9 protein-coding genes are annotated in these 16,290 nt (G+C 59.9%); all 9 read right to left on the bottom strand.

The features are described from left to right. Nucleotides 1–5 precede the first annotated feature (5 nt). On the bottom strand, nucleotides 6–4,376 hold the full coding sequence (locus tag SK50_RS14970; protein WP_017693290.1) for an RHS repeat-associated core domain-containing protein: 4,371 nt from the start codon (nucleotides 4,374–4,376) through the stop codon (nucleotides 6–8). A gap of 3 nt (nucleotides 4,377–4,379) precedes the next feature. Further along, the gene (locus SK50_RS14975; RefSeq protein WP_023303865.1) at nucleotides 4,380–4,820 is read right to left on the bottom strand and encodes a DcrB-related protein; all 441 of its coding nucleotides are present in this window, start codon (nucleotides 4,818–4,820) and stop codon (nucleotides 4,380–4,382) included. Between the two features lie 75 nt (nucleotides 4,821–4,895). Further along, a complete protein-coding gene (locus tag SK50_RS14980) occupies nucleotides 4,896–6,818 on the bottom strand; it encodes a type VI secretion system Vgr family protein (RefSeq protein ID WP_023303866.1) in 1,923 nt (640 codons plus the stop codon). A 197-nt stretch (nucleotides 6,819–7,015) separates the two neighbouring features. Further along, on the bottom strand, nucleotides 7,016–7,777 hold the full coding sequence (locus tag SK50_RS14985; RefSeq protein WP_074172720.1) for an ankyrin repeat domain-containing protein: 762 nt from the start codon (nucleotides 7,775–7,777) through the stop codon (nucleotides 7,016–7,018). Continuing rightward, complete coding sequence (locus tag SK50_RS14990; RefSeq protein ID WP_023303868.1) at nucleotides 7,774–9,240, bottom strand: hypothetical protein; 1,467 nt, start codon at nucleotides 9,238–9,240, stop codon at nucleotides 7,774–7,776. The genes SK50_RS14985 and SK50_RS14990 overlap by 4 nt, the downstream gene beginning before the upstream one ends. A gap of 25 nt (nucleotides 9,241–9,265) precedes the next feature. After that, nucleotides 9,266–10,699 carry a serine/threonine protein kinase gene (locus SK50_RS14995; protein ID WP_048229613.1) on the bottom strand — a complete coding sequence of 478 codons (1,434 nt, stop codon included), beginning with the start codon at nucleotides 10,697–10,699 and terminating at the stop codon, nucleotides 9,266–9,268. 24 nt (nucleotides 10,700–10,723) lie between these two features. Beyond that, entirely contained in the window at nucleotides 10,724–13,339 is a 2,616-nt protein-coding gene (gene tssH, locus SK50_RS15000; protein WP_023303869.1) for a type VI secretion system ATPase TssH, read from the bottom strand. A gap of 38 nt (nucleotides 13,340–13,377) precedes the next feature. Beyond that, nucleotides 13,378–14,421, bottom strand: a complete 1,044-nt coding sequence (tssG, locus tag SK50_RS15005; protein WP_032619556.1) for a type VI secretion system baseplate subunit TssG — start codon at nucleotides 14,419–14,421, stop codon at nucleotides 13,378–13,380. Beyond that, nucleotides 14,418–16,289 carry a type VI secretion system baseplate subunit TssF gene (gene tssF / locus SK50_RS15010; protein WP_017693283.1) on the bottom strand — a complete coding sequence of 624 codons (1,872 nt, stop codon included), beginning with the start codon at nucleotides 16,287–16,289 and terminating at the stop codon, nucleotides 14,418–14,420. The genes tssG and tssF overlap by 4 nt, the downstream gene beginning before the upstream one ends. Nucleotide 16,290: the final 1 nt, after the last annotated feature.

The following is a 16,290-nucleotide window of genomic DNA, read 5'->3' on the forward strand; positions in this document are numbered from 1 at the left end:
ATACCTCACTGATGACAGTTTGCACGCAATTTTTTCGGGACACGCCCCTTCAACCAGCCTTTAGAATGAGAAACAGCAATGGCTTCTTGGGAACCATATTTTACACCAAAATATTTCTCGAATTGTGAGACTGAGCCTTTATGTGGGAAAGTAGCTTCATGCGCAGAAGTTTTTACTAATTGCATTGTTGTCCTTCCTGTGGCTGGGTCAAAATCATCGACATGATGCCATGTATATCCAGTTGCATCGCTTTTAGAAATACCGGCTGCCTTGAAAGCCTCGGTGAAATCTCTATCTCGAGTTCCTTGCATTGTAATAGATACAATATTCTGTTTTGTTCCATTGATTGGGAAAAGATCTGGGCTTCCTGTAAAGTCGACTCCCTTTAATGCCAACCCCCACGGATCCACCCAACCCAGCGCATTCGGCGCATACTGGTAAAGGTTTATCCCCCCCGCCAGCCCTATCGGGTCCTGCTGCGTAAATCGTCCGCAGTCCGGGTCGTAATACCGGAACAGATTGTAGTGCAGCCCTGTCTCACGATCCAGGTATTGCCCCTGCATGCGCAGGTTCTGAGAATATCCTGATACCTTCGTCTCGCTTTCCCGTAGCAGCTTGCCCCAGGCGCTGTTCACCCCTTCCCAGCGCACCTGCCCTTCGCTATCCGTCATCCGCTCCGGCGTGCCGTTGGGCTGGCAGTGGAACCAGAAGATCTCCGGGGCATCAACGCCGTCGATACGCGCCAGCGGGTCGTAGCTGTCCTGATCGCTGTAGACGTAGGTCAGCGGCACATCACCGTGCACTTCCTGCAACAGCCGGAACCCTTCCCATACAAACCGGGTGGTGACTGGCTTGCCGGTCGGCTGCCCAAACAGCATCTGGCGTCGCGTTTTGCTGATGCGGCGCCCGAGCGGGTCATAGCGGAAGCTGACCTGCGTCTGCGGCCTGTTGCGGTCCCGCGGCTGGCTGATGACCTCCGTCAGGCGGTGCTCGCCGTCATAGCGGTAGTGCCAGCGGGTCTGGCCGTTATCCTTCTCCACGGTGCGGCCGTGGATGTCATAGCGCCAGCGAATGCCGTTGAGGTGCGTCAGACGGTTGTGCGTAACCTTCTCAGCAGAGCCTTCGAGCGGGTTACCGGCAGCATCCCAGCGCCACTGCTCCTGGCCGGGCAGCGTGCCGTCCTGAACCAGCAGACGTCCGGCGCTGTCATACTGCCAGCGGTACCAGCTGAACGGGTCATCGTCCCGCTCTTCGCGGACCAGATTATTGCGATAGTCGTAATCCCAGCGGCGGGACCATCGGCGCGGCGACGGGCGCTGGGCATTGCCGGTAAAGACGTCCCGGCGATGCAGTCGTCCAAGACGATCGTATTCACTGCGGGTGGTCAGCAGCCCCTGGGTACGGCTGGTTTCACGGTGGAGTTCGTCGCGGGTAAAGTCGGAGACCGAGAGCTTATCAAGGGCAATGCTGAGCAGATGCCCGCTGCCGTAGTAGAACTGTTTCAGCTCCCGGCCATCGGGCAGCGTGACGGAGGTGCGGTTACCCAGCGCGTCATACTCCCACGCCAGCTCCCCGTGTTCGCCCGTTTCGCGCGTGACGCGCCCGAGCGCGTCATACTCAAATACAAGCTCCTGCTCGGCCTCGGCGCTCCAGGCATCGGCTGAAAGCGCGGGATGCAGCCCAATCCGGCTCAGAAGGCCGGACGGGGTGTAGTGGTAGCGGGTCTGCCCTTCCGGCGTGGTGCGGGCGACCAGCTGGCCGCTCGCGCTCCAGGCGAAGGCATGGGTAATGGCCTCCAGATGTCCGGCGGCAAAGGTGCGCGCAATCGTACGCCCGCAGGCATCGTAGCGATACTGCGAGGCCACGCCATCCAGCCCCACCTCTTCCAGTAGCAGCGAGTCTGCGCCCCAGCGGAACTGATACGCTTCGCCGTTTTCGTTTTCCAGGGCAATCAAACGCCCGCGGCTGTCCCAGCGGCGGCGCACCTCTTCACCCTGCGTATTGCGGGTGGCGGTTAAGCGCCCTGCCTCGTCGTATCTGAACTCGCTCTCTTTCCCGTCGGCGCCCGCATGCTTCACCGGCAGACCACGTTCGTTCCATTTGAGCGACTCTGTCCACCCTTCCGGGCGATCGAGCTGCACCGGACGCCCCGCGGCGTCGTAGCGGTAACGCGTCTCTTCGCCGTCGGCGCTTATCTCAGCCACCAGCCAGCCCAGCGGATGATAACGGTATTGTGTCACACGGCCCGAACAGTCCGTCGCACGCACCATCTGCCCGGCTTCGTTGTACTCCTGGTAGCGGCTGTTCCCGGCGGCATCAACTTCTTCCACAACCTGACCAAACTCGTCCCGACGCAGCAGCGTGGTCTGCCCCATCGGATCCACCACGCGTTTCAGCCCGTGATGTTCGTCATACAGGAACCGGGTGGCGCTACCGTCGGCTTCGATGATGGACGCCGGAAGCGCACGGTGCTCCAGCCAGGTGGTGGTGCGGGTATTGCCGTCGGCGTCGATCTCCTGCACCCGGTTGCCCATCTCGTCATAGACGAAGGTAACGGCATTACCCAGCGGATCGATGCGACGCGTGAGGAGTTCGTTGTCATCCCACTCGTAGCGCCAGTTCTCACCGCGCTCGTCAACGTAGCGAACAATCAGGTTTTGCGCGTTCCAGTAATGCTTTCGCGTCTGACCGTCGTAGTGATCGACGGTCGTCAGCCCGGCGGCTAAATCGTAGGTAAAGCGACAGCCGTCGCCGGTGCTGGTGCGATTTTCCACCACGCGCCAGTGGTCGAATTTTTGCCAGCGGTATTCGCTCTCCAGCCCGCCCGGCAGACGGTGCCAGACCATCAGGCCATCATCGTTATAACGGTATTCACGGGTTACCACGCCGGAGGCATCCGTTGCGCTGGCCAGCTGGCCGCGCGCGTCGTACCCCCACTGCATCAGCGGCCATGTCTGGTTGCCGTCAAAATGGCTGGCAGCGGTAACGCGCTGCGGGAAACGTTCATCGTCATAGCGCAGGGTGACATCGATCGCTCGCGGCTCATCGTGCAGACCGACCAGCCGCCCGTGCTCATCCCATTCAGTCAGCAGCGCGTTGCCGTACTCGTCGCTGAGGGAGGCCAGGCGCAGGATGGAGGGGTTAGCGCGGGTCGGTTTATACAGACGCCACACCGCGCCGTCATCGTCAGCTATCGCCACGTCGCCGCTCTCATTGCGGCGGATAATGATGCCTTCGCTGATGCTGTAAAACGCGCGGTCGACCGGCGGCAGTTCAAAGCTCAGCTCGCGCCCGGTTTCATCGAACCAGGTGGCGTTGTTTTCTTCCAGCGCCAGATAGCTGTCAAAGGTGGTAGCCCAGCCCAGACCGAAAAGCCCTTCGCGGGTGGTCAGGCTGTTGTAGCTGCGCTGCCAGCGCAGCGGAAAGCGCCCTGGCAGCGAGAAATCGAGTTCGTCGTCGTCATTCAGCACCTTCACGCCGGTAGCGGCGTGAACCGGGTGCGAGGAGCCGAACACGGCGTTGACGGCCATATCCGCCAGCATCCCGCCACCGGCAGCAGCCAGCGCGCAGGGCATGTTTTTCAGGATCTTGCCTGGCCGCCCGCGCAGCAGGGAGAGCGCAATCATCCCCAGCGCCAGACCCGGCGTTTTACCGCTTTTGATATCGCGGACCGTGAGCGTGTCGCCGCCTATGATCACGTTCGGGGAGACGTCGTCGGAAACGGTGCCCTCGCAGGTGGTGCGATCTTTTGCGCGCACCGCAGGCTGTCCGTTGATGAAGACGCTTTTCGAGCCTTCCGCCAGATACTGCGGCCCGGAGTGTTTATCACACGCCACCTTGTCTTCTTCCAGCGGCGAGGTCCCTGCGGCGGCAGAGGCGACGCTCGGCTGCCACATCTCGCTGCCGAACTGTCCGGCAGCGGAGAGCAGCATGCCCGCGTAGTCGGCAAAGCTGCCCGGCGACTGCGGCTCAGGGGACGGGGTATCGGCAGGGGTTAACGTCCCGGCGGCGCGTGCAGCGGGAAGTTTATTTGTCAGAACATTGCTCGAACCGGTGGTGATTTTGCCCGCGGGCGACGGCGGGAAAAGCGCGTTACCCAGCCCTTCAGCGGCGTTGCTGATATCGTCGGTGATCCCGGCGACGTTCGCCAGAACCCCGCCGATAATGCCGCTCAACAGACAGCTGGATCCAATCGCCGCCACGCCTGCTGCTGCGGCCCCGGCTCCCAGCAGTGGGGCCGCGACGGTCGCTGCCGCGCCCACCGCCGCGCCAATCACCGCATAGGCGGCACCTTCCGCCACAATGCTGGTAATATCAGCAAAAATGCTGGAGTGAATAATCTCGTCGCCCTTACGGGCCGCGTTGTTATCGCTCATGCCTTACACATTCCGGTTGTCGTTTAGCGTCAGACTCTGCTTCAGTGCGCTCCAGCGCGCCTCGTCCTCTTCCGTAAAGGCTTTTAAGGCCGAGAGGGTAAAAATTATCAGTACCGGTTTGCCCGGCGTCTGCACGGCCAGCTGTTTTTGCCACAGGCGCTGGCCGTTACGGTCAAAGGTGGTCTCAACTTCCAGCCCGTTAATTTTTCCGTCAGGCCCGGCTTTTACGTGCTGAAATTCGCTCTGGGCGATCTCACCCATCTGAGGACGCAGCACGTCCCACTGGCGGTGAAACTCTTGTTCGTAGTCGCTGCCATCCGGGATAACGCCGCGGCTGACCACCACGGACAGCCCGCTTTCGTCATCGCGAATGATGTTCATGCTGTTGTCCTGCCAGGCGGCAGGAAAAAGGGTAAAGGAACCTTCCTGGAGGGTGTATTTCATCGGTGAACTCGCGTCTAAAATTGCTAAAGGGTTTTACGTGCCGCCACGGACAACCCGGCGGCAGACAGAAAGCGGTTACTCTTCCGGGGGCGTAAATTTCTCCTGCACCGCCGCATCAATATCCCCTTTATGCCCTGACCCCGGCGCCGTTGTGCCCGGTTGGGTGCCCGACGTATTCAGGTGCAGCTTGCCGCCCGTGGTGATATAGCCGTCCCCTTCAACGAAGAAGTTGAACTCTTTGCCGATCAGGTTAATTTTGCCGTTAGCGTTAAGCTCAATAGCACTCTCGCCCGAGACCAGCCGCAGCTTCGTCCCGGAAGCAATAACATACTGCTCTACCGCCGCATCCAGCTTGCCTTTACCCGTCAGGATCTCGGTTCCGCCTTTCACGGCCTGGATCTGATTAGCCTCCACGCGATGCAGCTCATTTTTCTTCACGTAATGGCTGCGTGCGCCGCCAACGCTGTGCGTTTCATCATTCTTGACGCTGGTGTCCAGATTCCGCTCGGCCTGGATCCACACCTGTTCCGCGCCCGCCTTGTCCTCAAAGCGCAGGGCGTTGGCATTGTCGACTGAACCGTCTTTCGTGCGGCTCATAAAGCCCATCTGCGTCGCGGCAGCCGGCAGCGCCCACGGCGGCATGCTTGCTTCGTTGTATACGCGGCCGGTGATAATCGGACGGTCCGGGTCGCCGTTGATAAAGTCCACCACCACCTCATCGCCGACGCGCGGGATTTGCACCCCGCCGTAGCCCTGGCCCGCCCAGGCGCTCGACACGCGCACCCAGCAGGAGCTGGTGTCATCGCCCTTCGCCAGGCGGTCCCAGTGGAACTTCACCTTCACGCGGCCATATTTGTCCGTCCAGATACTCTCCCCCTGCGGTCCCACGACTTTCGCCGTCTGCGGGCCGTAGGTGCGCGGCCACGCCGTGCTCTGCGCCGGACGGTAGGACACCGACGCCGGGATAACGGTGAAATCGGTGCGGTGAATGGTTTCCCCCTCACCGCTCGCGTAGCGGTTCTCCTCGAAGTGGTAACCCGCCGCCGTCACCAGATACTCCCCGTTGTCACTGAAGAACGGCGCGTTGGACAGGGTAAAGATGTGGCCCGGCGCAATGCCCGCCGCCGTGGCCGTCGCCTGAATCTGCTGATGCTCCACCTGCCAGCGCTCCTGACGGATTCGGGCGTAGAACTCCGCATGGCCTGTCTCCACAAAGCGGCCCGGCCAGTCGTACACGTCGATGCTGCCCGGCTTCGGGGACGCCGGGTTCTGCTGCGCCTGGAACAGCCACGCGTTCGGCTTGCGGAAGTCATAGTCGTCGAGGCTGTATATCCCCGGCGTCACGCTGTCCTCCAGTGCCCACTGACTGATGCCCTCTTCATCCGTACTGCCGCCGGACGGCGTCTGGTGGTAAGGAATGACTTCATAGCCGCTGAACGGCTGGTGCTGGGTCGCGGCGTCGGTCAGTACCAGGGTATGCTTGTCGGCCTCGTGGCTGAAGTAGTAGGCAATCCCCTCCAGCTCCATCAGGCGGCTGATGAAGTCCAGGCTCGATTCCTGATACTGCACGCAGTAGTCCCACACCCGGTAGCTGCCGGTAAGTTTGTCTTCGAGGTTAACCTGATGCTCACCCAGCAGGGTTTTGACAATCTGCGGTACCGTCTGGCCCTGGAAGATACGCAGGTTACGGTCGCGCTTCATCGGCCACAGGTCCGGCTCCACCGTCAGCTGGTACACCGCGTAGCGGGTGCCCGTCAGCTCCACGGCGCTCACCGCCACGCGCGTCACCTTGCCGTTGATATAGCGGGGGGTGAGCAGGTTCTGCGTGGGGATGGTCACCGTGACCGGCTGGCCCAGCAGCTTGCTGCGGTCAATGCGCGCGTCCGTACCAAGCAGGGTCAGCGTCAGCGCGAACGACTCGGACATCGCCTCACGGCCGGAGAGTTTCCAGAAAAGCAGCCCCTCAACCGGGAGCTGGACGGTAATTCGGTTGAGCATAATCTTTATTCCGTAATGGTTTATGCTGGGAACGTTTATGAACGTAAAGCTAATTTCGACGAGGTGGTTTTGGATTGATGCAATGCTGGGTTGATTTGTCTGGAGGTACGAACTTTCGTTTTTATAAATCCAAAGAGTGCAGGCTAATGGAAACTCCGGAAAAAACCTTATCTCTGGCTTTCATGAAAGTTGAGCAATCACTTAACCGGCGCAGGTGGCCACACGCCCCCTTTCTGAATAAGTTTCTCTTTTATTTCATTTAACTTCTCGTATTGCTCGCTGCCTCTATCAAGTCCACTCAGCGCGTCCGCAAGCGCATTACTCATTGACCAGCCATTTTTAGCCTTAACTGACGGGTCCGCTCCACGATCGAGCAGTAACAAGACATGCTCGTAAGCCTGGTTATCCAGCGCATCAAACACCAGCGTTTTACCCAGTGAATTGGTTGCATTGACGTCAGCTCCGCGATCGAGCATGGCTTCCAGAGTCTCTGTGTTTTTCGCTTTAAGCGACTGGAAGACGATCGGTTCGTGGAAGACCTTATCTTTCACGTTGGGTGAGAGGCCACCGTCCAGCATCGCATCGATCCAATCCGCGCTGTCCCCCTTCAGGGCAAATTCGGCAGGGCTGCTTTTTCCCTGCGGTCGAGGCTGGAGCGGATCTGCGCCGGCCTTAACAAGCAATGTAATCACCTTTAAATGGGGCGATGTTTTTTTATCATTAATCGCGTTGCCGATGGCCCAAAAAAGCAGGGTCATATCCTGCTTTCCCGGTTTATTAAGATCGCTTTCTGGTGCAAGCGTCTTCACCGCGTCGACATCACCTTCTTCAATCGCTTTCGCCAGTTCAAGCTGCTGACCGCTGAAGTAGTCCTGTGGATTAAGGTCCATATCCTGCTTACACCCCTGAATCATGGATAAAAAACATAACGCGACAAAAGCCATCAACCGTTTTTTCACAATCGACTCCCGATTATCGAAATATCCTCGTCCTTCTGTTGCTCTATGCAATCAATCGCCTGATTAATCCCGTGGCGGTCCAGCGCGCTTCCGGTTCCACCGGGAAGATCGTGGGGTATTCCGGCAGCATTAGGGCTCAGCGCAGAGATTTCCTCTTTGAGGATCCACGAAGGGACATGCCCTTTCATCGTTTTCAGATCTTCCCAGGGGTTAACTTCCTGAATCTTCGTCAGCAGTTCACCTTCAACCCGATACGCCTGGATATTATCCGTACTGCCTAATATCTTACCGCCGTATTTTTCTACGGTTCCGGCATTCAGGCCGGCGGCGTTGAACGTCCACCCCGCTTTCCCGCTGCCCATAGAGGTTGCAGAGGCGAGGCCACCGCCAAGGGAATGACCGGCAATATCAATATTCTGGCCTGACCTTGCCAGCTCCTTACCAATACTCACGGCCTTTTTATAATAATCTGAAGCCATACCCATGCCCTGTGAGAAGTTATTCGACCAGTCAGCCCCGTTTACCACCGGCGCCAGCTCCCCTTTGGTCAGTAAAGAGGAGACATTCTCAGACAGAGAGGCGAAACCAGGCTCGCGCGATCCCCTGAATACCAGTGTGGGGTTCATATCTGTACCAAACACTTCCGGCTTCGGTTGATAGACGCGCGCCAGAAAATTGGGGGACGTATCATCGTCAAAGAGCATTGATTTGTTCAGCCCGAACTTTCCTAACAGCGCATCGTCATTACTGATATCCGTCCACCCCTCCGGCACGCCCGGTGTGGTTTCCAGCGGGTTCACGGTCTTATAAATATTTTCCGCAAGCTTCGCTTTTTCCACCGCGATATTATTCGCCGCCAGACGCTTCGCGGCGATCTGGGCATCCGGATAAAGGCTATTGCTCCCCTTCGCAATCAGATCTTTACGCGCCTGCCAGCGCTCTGCTTTGGTCATCTTCTGAAGCTGCCCGGCATAGGTTTTACCGTCCTTGCCCGGAGTAGGTTCATCCGGCACCTGTGCCGTTTTAGATTTCACCACCTGTTTTGGCAGTACCGTTGGCGCAGGGCGAGATCCGTACGTTCTCACCATGGCTTCGTAGCGGTCGACAATCGTACTCACCGGATACCAGCCCAGGCCGACCAGCGAGGCAGCCTGGAGTTGCCCTTTGGCATTGATGTAAAAAATTTCCGTTACTGATGACCAGTCACGAAAACTTTCGTCAATGGCAACCACTCTGCCCATCTCTAAATCCTGCGCGATCAGCGTGCGGGTATCGCGCCCGGACTGATAAGGATTCGCACCGGTGATCGTGCGCAGCAGATCGTAGCGCGTGAAGAGCGAGCGCAGCGAATGGTCGGGAACCGACATAATCCACTGTCCGGCAACGGACGGGCGGATTATTTTCGCAAACAGCGCTGGCGAGACGTTCTCGTGGAACAGATAGACAAACTTGATGTTATACATTCGCTCCGTCCTGTTACCCGCAGGCTTACGGATTCACCAGCCAGGTGCCTGGCTTCGCAATATCCAGCGTCTGGGTACGCGTTCTTCCATTGCCTTCCAGTTCAATGCGGGTCTCGCCCGCAGGCAATTTCAGCGATGCGTAACCGTTATTCCCCGGACGCAGCGCTTTAGACTCGCCGTTCACCTTCAGCGTCTCGCCATCAAGCATGCGAATGTAGACCAACGCGACCGGGCTGGCGTCGACAGGCGGCGCACTCTGCTGCGCCGAAGCAGGTGGCGCAACCGGCTCGCTCACGTCTGCCGTTGCCGGTCTGGTTTCCGCCTGGGCGGAGGTCTCAGCCGGAGGGCTCACGGCAGGCGTTTGCGCCGTCTGCGCTGGCGTTTCCTGACTCTCGCCGCCGAACAGCATCGCACCGGCAACCACCCCAACCAGCACGCCCGCAGCCACCAGCCCCGGAAGCTTGTAACGTCGCCAGTCCAGCGCGGAAGCAGATGTCTCCTCTTCCACCGGCACCAGCATCGTGCCGGTCTTCTTCGCGGTCAGCACCTCGTCGATACCGGCGACGGGCATCTCGATCAGCGCCGCGAACTCCTCAATGGATTGCGGACGGTCTTCCATATGCAGCGCCAGCGCCTTGTCGATGGCCTGTAGCAACGGGATGGAATACCCCTGCGGCATCAGCTCCACCAGCGGTTTGCAGGTGTCCTGAATCGAGCGCACCACGCTGACCGGTGGCGGAGAGCCCACGATGAGGGTGCGCAATACGGCGCCGAGCGCGTAGATATCCGTCCACGGCCCCTGCTCGCTTTCATTGTCGTCGGTATACTGCTCGATAGGCGCGAAGCCCGGACGCAGCATGGTTTCCGTCTCATCCGAGAGATTACCGATGGTGCGGCGCGCCGATCCGAAATCGAGCAGCACCGGCAGGCCGTTATCCTGAATCTGAATGTTATCCAGCGAGATGTCGCGGTGTAGATAACCCTCGTCGTGGATCGTTTTGATGGCGCCGAAGAGCATTGGCAGCATGCGGCGGATCCACGCCTCGTTAATCAGCTCCGGTTTCTCTTCGCGCAGACGCGACAGCGTGGTACCGCTGTAAAACAGCGTCCCCATATAGGCCGTGTCGTTTTGCACCCAGAAACGCAGTACGTGCAGCAGGTTCGGGTGGTTAAAGCGCGCCAGCAGGCGGGCTTCCTGGATGAAGCTGTTCAGACCGGCAGAAAACGCTTTGCCGAAGCGCTCGCTGCGCAGCACCAGCGTCATATCCTCGCCGCGCACGGCGAGGGAGGAAGGCATAAATTCTTTGATAGCGATAGTGCGTTCGAGCTGGTGATCCCAGGCGCGATAGACGATGCCGAATCCGCCGCCGCCAATCACCTCTTTTATCTCAAACTCATTGAAACGGTACCCGACCGGGAGCGCGTTTGGGACAGTCCGATTGTTATCATTATCCGTCATCTTTTACAGTTCTCTTGATGATTATTACGCGGCAAACTGACAGTGGAACTCGCCCTGCTCGCAGGTGACATGCAGACGTCGGTACTGCTCGTCGCTGCGGCTGGCGGTAAGTAAAATCTGGCTCATCTGAGGCAGCAACGTATTGGTCAGAATCGCATCCACCATACGCCCGCCCGACTCAACCTCGGTACAGCGCTGAACAATCTGTTCGACCACGCTGTCGTCAAATTCAGAAATAATGTTGTGATTCTCTTCCAGACGACGCTGAATGCGCCTGAGCTGAAGACGCACAATCTGCCCCAGCATCTCGTCGCTCAGCGGGTAATACGGCACCACCAGCAGGCGGCCCAGCAGCGCAGGCGGGAACACCTCCAGCAGCGGCTGGCGCAGGGCGCCGCTTAACGCGTCAGGCTCCGGCATCAGTTCCGGGTCGGCGCACATGGCTGCGATCAGGTCGGTGCCGACGTTAGAGGTCAGAATAATAATGGTGTTACGGAAATCAATGTGACGCCCTTCGCCGTCCTCCATCCAGCCCTTGTCGAAGACCTGGAAGAAGATCTCGTGCACGTCCGGGTGCGCTTTTTCAATTTCATCCAGCAGCACCACGCTGTAGGGACGGCGGCGCACGGCCTCGGTTAAGACGCCGCCTTCACCATAGCCCACATAGCCCGGAGGCGCACCTTTTAACGTCGAAACGGTGTGCGCTTCCTGGAATTCACTCATGTTGATGGTAATAACGTTCTGCTCGCCGCCGTAAAGCGACTCCGCCAGCGCCAGCGCGGTTTCAGTTTTACCCACGCCGGATGGCCCGCAGAGCATGAATACGCCGACCGGTTTGTTCGGATCGTCAAGCTTCGCCCGCGAGGTTTTTACCCGACGGGCAATCAGATCCAGACCGTGACGCTGACCAATAACCCGCTGGTTCAGCGTGTCGGCCAGGTTCAGCACCGCGTCAATCTCATTTTTCACCATCCGGCCCAGCGGGATCCCGGTCCAGTCTGAGACCACCGCAGCCACCACGTTCTCATCCACCGCGGCAAACAGCAGCGGTTCGTCACCCTGTAAGGTCTTCAGCGCCTGCTGCTGTTCTGCCAGCTGGCCGCGCAGTTCAGCCGTATCCTCATCACCCGCCGCAAACAGCGCGGCACGCAGACGGATAATCTCCTGCACCCGCGTGCGCTCTTCTTCCCAGCGACGGGCCAGAGCTTCGCGCTGGGTTTCGAACGCGTCACGTTCGGCGGTTAAGGCCGCCACACGCGCCGGATCGCCCGCCCCCACGCGCACTTCGCGTTCAGCAATCTCCAGCTCCACGTCCAGGGCCGCCAGGTGACGCAGACAGTCTTCCAGCTGGGCAGGCGGCGCGCTCTGGCTGACGGCCACGCGCGCGCAGGCGGTGTCCAGCAGCGCCACCGCTTTATCCGGCAGCTGACGCGCAGGAATATAGCGATGCGACAGTTTCACCGCCGCGCTGACCGCTTCGTCGAGGAGTAAAACCTGATGATGGGTTTCCAGCGGCGACACGGTGCTGCGCAGCATCAGCACGGCTTTGGCTTCGTCCGGCTCGTGAACCTGTACGGTCTGGAAACGGCGGGTCAGCGCCGGATCTTTCTCAATGTATTTTTTGTATTCCGCCCAGGTGGTCGCGCCGATGGTGCGCAGTTGCCCGCGCGCCAGGGCAGGCTTGAGCAGGTTAGCAGCATCGCCGGTGCCCTGCTGACCGCCAGCGCCAATCAGAGTGTGGATCTCATCGATAAACAGAATAATTGGCGTGGCGCTGGACTGCACCTCGTTAATCAGCGCCTGGAGGCGCGCCTCAAATTCCCCTTTCATGCCCGCGCCGGCCTGAAGCATGCCGATATCCAGCAGCCACAGCTGAACGTTTTGCAGCGGCTCCGGCACGTCGCCGTCAGCGATACGCAGCGCCAGCCCTTCCACCACCGCCGTTTTCCCGACGCCGGCTTCCCCGGTCAGCAGGGGGTTGTTCTGGCGACGACGCATCAGAATATCGACCATCTGGCGGATCTCTTCATCGCGCCCCACCACCGGGTCGATTCTCCCTTCCCGGGCGCGCGCCGTCAGATCCTGACCATACTGCGCCAGCGTGCCCTGCGCAGCCGGTACTGCCCCGGCAGGCGCGTCCGCAGCGGCGGCGGCCTGCTGGCTCTCTTTGCTGCTGGCGCAAATGGCGTCGAACTGCTCGATCAGCACCTCGACGTTAAGACGGGTGAACTGCGCCGAAATGCTTTTCAGCACGTTAGCCAGATTCCACGTTTTCAGTATGCCGATCAGCAAATGGCCGCCGCGGATGCGGCTGACGCCAAACTTCAGCGAGCCGTAGACCCAGGCGCGCTCGACGGCGCTGTCGATATGCTCGGAAAGATCAGACACGGAACTCGCGCCACGCGGCAGGGCATCCAGCGCCGCCACGATATCGCGTGTCAGCTGCTGTTCATCAAGGGCGAAGTGACGGATGACCTGTTGCAGATCGCCATCCTGCTGCTGCATCAGCTGATGCAGCCAGTGCACCAGCTCAACGTACGGGTTGCCGCGCAGCTTACAGAAGGCAGTCGCGCTTTCCAGAGAGGTAAATAACAGCGTATCCAGTTTGCCGAAAAGCACGGCACGGCTAATTTCTGACATGTTAGTTTCCATTAACAATGATTCGGTATACGGAAGGATTATCGCTCTGCGCGATACACCAGATCGCCACGCGGAACAGGCTGAGGCTGAAGGCCGAGCCAGGTGTTGTACCCTAATCGCCCGGCGCTACCGAGCGTGGCGCCCTGCACCGCATCGGCGCGCAGGATCACCCGTGTTTCCCATTCAAATTCCACCCCGGCGTACTGTCGCACCCAGTCGCGCAGCTCGGTCACCCATCCTTCGCCCGGCAGAAAACGGTTGTAGTCGTCTGCGCTCAACGGGCCAATCTCGAGCCGGAATTTATGCTGCACGTCGCGTACCGCAATGCCGAGAAAAGCGGACTCTCCCATGCGCGGCAGGCGACGCCCCTCACCCAGCTGTGCCTGCTCCCGCATTGAGAGCGGCATCCACTGCGGGACGTTGGCCACCAGCCTGACCGGCACGTTGAAATAGTTGCGCAGGATTTTCTCCAGCCCTTCCGGGTCCCGTCCGTGGCGGGTCAGGTGCCCGGCGTGAGTAAAGCGGGCGTGCGCGCTCAGACTGCCTTTCGACATCTGGGCAGGCTGCCCCATGCCAATCAGCGATGCCAGATACCCTTCGAAGCGCCTGTTGTCGTTGCGATCCAGTGAAACGGCAGGCTGCGCGTCCGCCCAGGCGCGGTAGAACAGCAGCGTCAGGCGGTGGTGAAAGAGGTCGGCAAACGCGCTGAGGCTGTGATCCTGATGATGATGAATACGCTCGCGGGCATACTCAGTCATGTGCACCGGCAGCGGGCCGTTAGGACCAAACAGGCCGAAGCTCAGTATGGAAACGTCATGCAGTCCGTTCTCTTCCCGCTGCCGGACCTCAGCAACCGTTGACGGCGCAAAGCCCATTGAAGGCTGCTGACCAATACGCAGCGGCTCAAATTTAGGCAGCGGCGCGCGCCCCAGCGGGTAACGCTCACTGCCCTGGGCATCAATGCGTCTTAACAGCTGGAACAGATCGTAGCGCCACGGCGTCTCGCGCACCCCGCGCCAGAACGCATCGGGGAGCGGCGTCAGGCGATGCACGCGCAGCGTTACAGGGGCAACTTCACTCATACCAGCGCCCTTTTACCCATGCGCGGCGCCCAGTAGCCGATTTCACCACGCTGCTGGCTCTTGAGCGTGAACTCCGTAAAACTGTTGATGGAGACCAGGCGGGCAAAAAGGCGTTCCAGCACGCTGCCGAAAAGCCATGGGCTGGCGCCGGAAAAGGCGCGTTCGTCCACCGTCAGGGTGATGCCGATCCCGCGGGCGAACACCACCGGGCCGGGTTCAGGCACGCGGCGGTGCACCGGCTCCAGCACGCAGTGACGAACGCCATCCACCTGACGGGCAACCGGCGTCTCGGCCAGGTTGGCGTACAGCCCTAACAGCTGACGCAGCGCGGCAGCGCCCTCTTCGTTTTCGCTGTCCATCAGGCTGAGGTAGTTCATTTGCAGCTGGCTGATGAGCCGCCAGGTGCTGAACCCTTCCGCCAGCGCCGGACGCGGCGGCGTCGGGCCTTTACGCAGGGTTAACGCCTTCACCGGCATGGAGTCGGCCATAATAAACTGCCCAAGCTCCTGCTGGAGCATCAGCGGCAGGTCACGGCTGGTGCACAGCACCTCGGCGGAAATGTAGCGCAAATTCTCCTGCCACGGCGCGTGCTGCGCATCCACCAGCGAGACGAAGACCTCCGAGCCGATATAGCCCGTGCGGGTGCCATAGCGCAGCGCGTGTTCAGAGAGAACGCGCTGCTCACGGCGCAGGGAAAAATAGGCGCCGTAGTTGCCCGCGTCTCCGCTCCAGGTACTCCAGAACGGACGAAACGTCTGGTCGTCCCGCTGACCATCCGCGCTGGCATAGATTTTTTTCACGGCATAAATTTCATAATCCAGCGGGCGGATGTTATCCACCACCAGGTGGTATTCATGCTGGCTTTCGCTCAGCTTCTGCCGGGCCGCCACTTTCGGGAACAGGTTGATCACCGGCGTGCAGTGCAGCGCCAGGTGGCTGGCATCCACCACGCGCTCCAGCTGATTGTCGCTCTTGTCGAGCAGAATGAAGATATCAAACGCTTTTTCGTCTTCGCAGCGCTGGATCAGCTTGCCCAGCCCGCTCAGGCTGATGAAACGAAAACGCGCCGGGAACGCGAAGTACTCCTGCAACAGGCGATAGCCGTCGAAGTTACGCAGATCGTCCGGGAGCAGCGCCTGGTCCGCAGCAAAGCCTTCCTGACGCAGGGCGTCAGACGACAGCAGCTGGCGCTGGGGCTGCTTGCTGACCGTCTGGCAGACAATACCCGCGTGGTGCTCCATCACCAGCTCCAGCAGCTTCAGCGCCTCGATGTCCGGGCCGCTTAAGAAGAACTCCAGGCGGTCAAAGTCCAGGTGCCCGAGATGCTGCGGGCCATCGCAGGCAATGCGGATCCGTAAGGCGCTGCTGATCCCCCGCTGGCTCAGGCCGAGCTGGGCCAGCGGCAGATCGGCGGGAACGCCGCCCAGCTCGATCCGCTCAATTTTTAACGGCAGCAGGTTCACCTCGTGCGCCGTGGTATAGCTGCACGTAACGCCGGTCTTTTTCAGCGCCAGGCTGTCCATCATGGTGCCGCGCGGCACAATAAAGCCTTTGCTCAGGTCGCCGCGGCTGCTGTCGGGCTGAATTTCAGCGATCGCCATCGACGGCGTAGGCGCCAGATAATTTGGCGCAATCATCTCCAGCATACGCTGTGAAAAGCGCGGAAATTCGGCGTCCATTTTCATCTGCACGCGGGAGGTCAGGAAGGCGAAACCTTCCATCAGGCGCTCAATGTACGGGTCCGCCACTTCGATGCCGCGCATGCCGAGCCGCCCCGCCACTTTCGGGTAGCGCTCGGCGAACTCTGCGCCCATCTCGCGCAGATAGGCCAGTTCACGGTTGTAATATTCGAGCAGTTTGCTTTCCATA

Source organism: Enterobacter sp. BWH64, from assembly GCF_001037645.1.
Taxonomy (GTDB): Bacteria; Pseudomonadota; Gammaproteobacteria; order Enterobacterales; family Enterobacteriaceae; genus Enterobacter; species Enterobacter hormaechei_C.